This is a genomic window from Dietzia cinnamea NBRC 102147, from assembly GCF_001571065.1.
Taxonomy (GTDB): Bacteria; Actinomycetota; Actinomycetes; order Mycobacteriales; family Mycobacteriaceae; genus Dietzia; species Dietzia cinnamea.
In genome coordinates this window covers 1-3,906 of record NZ_BCSW01000104.1, presented here as the reverse complement: position 1 = coordinate 3,906, position 3,906 = coordinate 1, and the positions used below count along the sequence as shown (strand labels likewise).

Here is a 3,906-nt window from a genome sequence, read left to right as displayed (position 1 = left end):
AAGGTATCTCCGGGACGGTGACGAGCTGGTGGTCGCGTCAATGGACAGACTCGCTCGTTCCCTGGTCGATCTCAAGCAGATCGTTGGTGAGGTCACTGCCAAGGGCGCGAGTGTGGAGTTTGTCCATGAACGGGCTACCTACGCCGCCGGCGCCCAAGATCCTCGAGCCGATCTGATGCTTTCGCTGCTCGGGGCGTTCGCCGAGTTCGAGCGGGCCATCATTCGTGAACGTCAGGCCGAGGGCATTGCCATCGCTAAGGCGAAGGGCAAGTACAAGGGTCGTAAGCGAGTCCTGACCGCCGAGCAGGTCGACAAAGCCCGGGCCCACATCGAGGCAGGGGAGGGGCCATCAGTGATCGCCCGCAATCTCGGAGTTGGCCGATCCACGCTCTACCGCGCACTACAGCGCGTTGAAGCGGGCGGGCGTGGACGCACCAGCCACTGACCCCCGCCCTGAAGATGGTGGGTATCGCTAGCCACAGCAGCTCGACCGCCGAGATTCGGCACTCGGGAGGGACCGCGGTTCTTGCTGACCTTGCGCAGTTTCTCCAGGCACGAGTCAGTGCAGCCGGAAGCCGGACGGGCCACCTATCCGACGCTGTCCCGGTGTGCCGGTGCTGTGGAACTGGCCGTGGTCTTGTGGTCACGCGGAGCAGTGCCCGGGGCAAGGATCGCTAGCAAGACTGCGGCTGCGGCGGTGAGGATTGCCAACGTAAGTGTGGCCTGACTGCTGCCGTTGACAAATGCCTCTTTGGCGTAGTCGACCAATGGTTGCGCCATTGGTCCGGCTTGTGCGGCGATCTCTAGGGCGGCGGCCAGGGAGTCGGAGACCGGACCGCGGGCAGGTTCGGGTAACTGAGGCAGGGCGGGTTGGATGTGGCGGGTGTATCCGGCGGCCAGCACACTGCCGGCCACTGCGATCCCCATCGCAGCGCCGATCTCGCGGGCCGCATCGTTGACTGCGGCGGCGACCCCGTGTTTGCTCTCCGGAGTTTCGGCGATGATCGCGTAGGTCGCTGGGGCTGTGCATAGTCCGAGCCCTGCGCTCATGATCAACAGCGGCCATAGCAGGTCGAGGTAACGTGCGTCGACGGTCATCCGGCTGACCAGCATCAGGCCAACTGCGATGGTCACCAGACCGGCGACGGTCATCACTCGTAGTCCAAATCGCTGTGACAGTCGGGGGGCGATCACCGAGATCACGATCAGGGGGACCGTCATCGGCACCAATCCCAACGCCGAGGCCAGCGGTCCGTATCCCAGGATCAGTTGCAGGTACTGCACCAGGAGTAGGAATACCCCGAAAGTGACCAAGAATTGGATGGCCACCGACAACGAGCCGGCGCTGAAGCCGCGCTTGGCGAACAACCGAACATCCAACAAGGGGGCCGAGGATCGCAGCTCAATCAGGATAAAAAAGGCTGTCGCCAACATGCCGGCCCCGGCGCTGGCGAGAACGATCGGGTCGGCCCAGCCCCGCGCGGGAAACTCGATCGTGGCGAATACGATTCCCGCAACCGCGACTGCAGCTGCCGCCGCGCCCACCCAGTCCACGGGAGGGTGATCATGCTGGCTGGACTCAGCGATCGTGCATGCCAGCGCGGCCAGTAGGGCTCCCGCTGCGGTCAGTCCGACAAATACCGACACCCACGACCAGCGCTCAAGCAGCACCCCGGCGCCGAGGATGCCTAACACTGCTCCGGAGCCGGCGACTCCAGCCCACACACCTACTGCTCGGCCGCGATGAACGGCGGCGAAACCAGCAGTCAGAATCGATAGCGTCGAGGGCATTACCAGTGCAGCGCCCGCCCCGGCAATCGCTCGCGCAGCGATCAACCAGGCCGGGTCAGACAGCAGCAGGGGAAGTGCGGACGCCATGGTGAATATCGCCAGGCCTATTACGAGAACTGCGCGTCTGCCATAGCGGTCACCGATCGCTCCAGCGGGCAGGACCAGGCACGCCAGTACCAGCGTGTAGCCGTCGACGATCCAGGTCAGCTGGGCTTGCGTCGCTCCAGTCTCTACCGCAATCTCCGGTAATGCCGAATACAGCGCGGCCATGGCCGCGACCACCAACGCCACGGCTAGGCACGACACCGTGAGCATCCACCATTCGGCTCGGGTCCACCGGGATGACTCGGTGATGGTCTGTTGGGGTGAGTGCATCGCCGGCCCCTTGCTGTGAGATGATCGGTCTTGGTCTGAGACAAGTAGTATCACAGTATCCGACTGGCTGGACAGGTTAGCTTGGACGAGAAGTAACCGTCGGCCGAAGGGGAGAGCGTGAACGACTGGAGTGCTGACCGGCCCGCTACGGACGACGATCAGCTCGATCCGCGACTGCTGCGCTCACGAAAACGATTGCTCGACGCTGCCACGCATCTCCTGAGCACTGGTGGTGTAGAGGCGGTTACCGTCGAGGCGGTCACTCGAATGTCAAAGGTTGCGCGGGCCACGCTCTATCGGCATTTCGGCGGGACCGCCCAGTTGCTTGCGGCGACCTTCGAGCGGCTGCTGCCTCGCGTCGAGGTCTCTGCCGACAGTGGGTCGGTACGAGACCAACTCATCGCGCTTCTCACGGCCCAAGCCGACCTGATTGACCAGGCGCCGCTGAACATTACGACTCTGGCTTGGCTGTCAATCGGATCAGTCGGCGGCGATCCTGCCGATTCGGCCGCGATCACCTCACTGCGCAGTCGAGTCATCGAGGAGTACCGGCAGCCCTTTGACCACATCCTCACACAGCCTGACGTACAGGCACAGCTCGGCAACATCGACACCACCTTCGCGATCGTTCAACTCCTGGGCCCCGTCGTGTTCGCTCGCCTCACTGGGCTCTGCACGGTCGACCACGACGGATGCGTGCAACTTGTTGATGATTTTCTTGCTGCCCGCAAGCAGGGAGACAAACCCATCCCGGCCGAGTTCGGCCACGATCTGAACCGCCCAGGCGCCGTCGGCGGACCTTGCTGAATCAAGGCGGTCCTTGTTGTTCGATAGGTGGGACCGCTCGCCGCCGAGGTCGCCGACTCGGAGGTGGCCTCCCGCGGCGGTGAGTTTGGCCTAAGTCCTCGAGTTTCTCTGTGACTGCAAAAAGTGTTCAACCTCGACCACGATGAACAGGGCAGTGGCAGTAATAACAGTGCGGCCCTCTGCATCCTCCATCGTGGACCTAAGGTCCAATTTCCGGCCATCGCGAGACCGAACTGCAGCGCGCAGGATGTACGGGGTGTCGAGTAATGCTGGCGCAAGATAGTCGAGCGCGAGACGGCGCGTCACGGCGAGCTCGCCGACCGAATACAGCAAGAAGCCGAATAGGTCGTCAATCACGGTCGCTACCGCGCCGCCGTGTGCAATGCCGGGTGCCCCAACGTGACGCTGGTCGAACTGGTGGTGTGCGACGACGCCGTCTCCGTCACGCCGTACCGAGAGGAAATGTCCATTCGGGTTCTCTGGTCCAGTCGCGCCCACCACGCCTACTGATCAAGTGCCGGGTTGCGAGGTGTCGAGTTCCCGGCTGTGGCCCGGCCAAGACGCCATGGCGCACGGCTTCCTTTACGCCGACCCTGGGAGTGGGGGCGGGTTTGGGTTCCGGCTGATTTTTATGTGCTTCGCAGAATTTGCGAATGTGTCGCAGGAAATGCGAATCCTGATGAAGGACCGCAGGTCAGAGCAGTAGTTCGCATACTGTCTGCGGCCCGGGTTCGCCATGTCGGACAGACCTCGGATCATCTGCGCGATGCGCACCTGCTCGCAGGTCAGGCGCAGCCCGAGTTCGAACGAGCTGCGAGCCATTCGGGGAGGTGTCGAGTTCGCACAATCGACACCTCGACACCTTTTACTTGTCATAACGTCCGGTTAGCCCCGGTGATTCACGGGGATCTGCGGATCGCTGGGTGAAAATAG

At 63.0% G+C, this 3,906-nt stretch carries 3 protein-coding genes and 1 pseudogene; 2 read left to right on the top strand and 2 right to left on the bottom strand.

Features of this window, described 5'->3' with window-relative positions; all coding sequences use genetic code 11:
* Positions 1-445, top strand: a 445-nt coding sequence (locus DCI01S_RS16145) for a recombinase family protein (RefSeq protein WP_061230164.1), incomplete at its 5' end; no start/stop codon positions are given.
* A gap of 143 nt (positions 446-588) precedes the next feature.
* Here the strand turns inward: DCI01S_RS16145 and DCI01S_RS16140 are convergent.
* Positions 589-2,166: an MFS transporter gene (locus DCI01S_RS16140; RefSeq protein ID WP_061230163.1), complete on the bottom strand. Its 1,578-nt coding sequence runs from the start codon at positions 2,164-2,166 to the stop codon at positions 589-591.
* 117 nt (positions 2,167-2,283) lie between these two features.
* On the opposite strand from DCI01S_RS16140, the gene DCI01S_RS16135 reads away from it, so the two are divergent.
* Positions 2,284-2,973, top strand: coding sequence for a TetR/AcrR family transcriptional regulator (locus DCI01S_RS16135; RefSeq protein ID WP_061230162.1), 690 nt, complete (start codon positions 2,284-2,286; stop codon positions 2,971-2,973).
* A gap of 90 nt (positions 2,974-3,063) precedes the next feature.
* On the opposite strand, the pseudogene DCI01S_RS16130 reads toward DCI01S_RS16135, so the two are convergent.
* Positions 3,064-3,459: pseudogene (locus DCI01S_RS16130) on the bottom strand (PaaI family thioesterase); the annotation flags it as partial.
* Positions 3,460-3,906 lie beyond the last annotated feature (447 nt).

Excerpts from the sequence above, each read along its gene's own strand:
- DCI01S_RS16140 (WP_061230163.1), bottom strand. The coding sequence starts at position 2,166 with ATGCACTCACCCCAACAGACCATCACCGAGTCATCCCGGTGGACCCGA.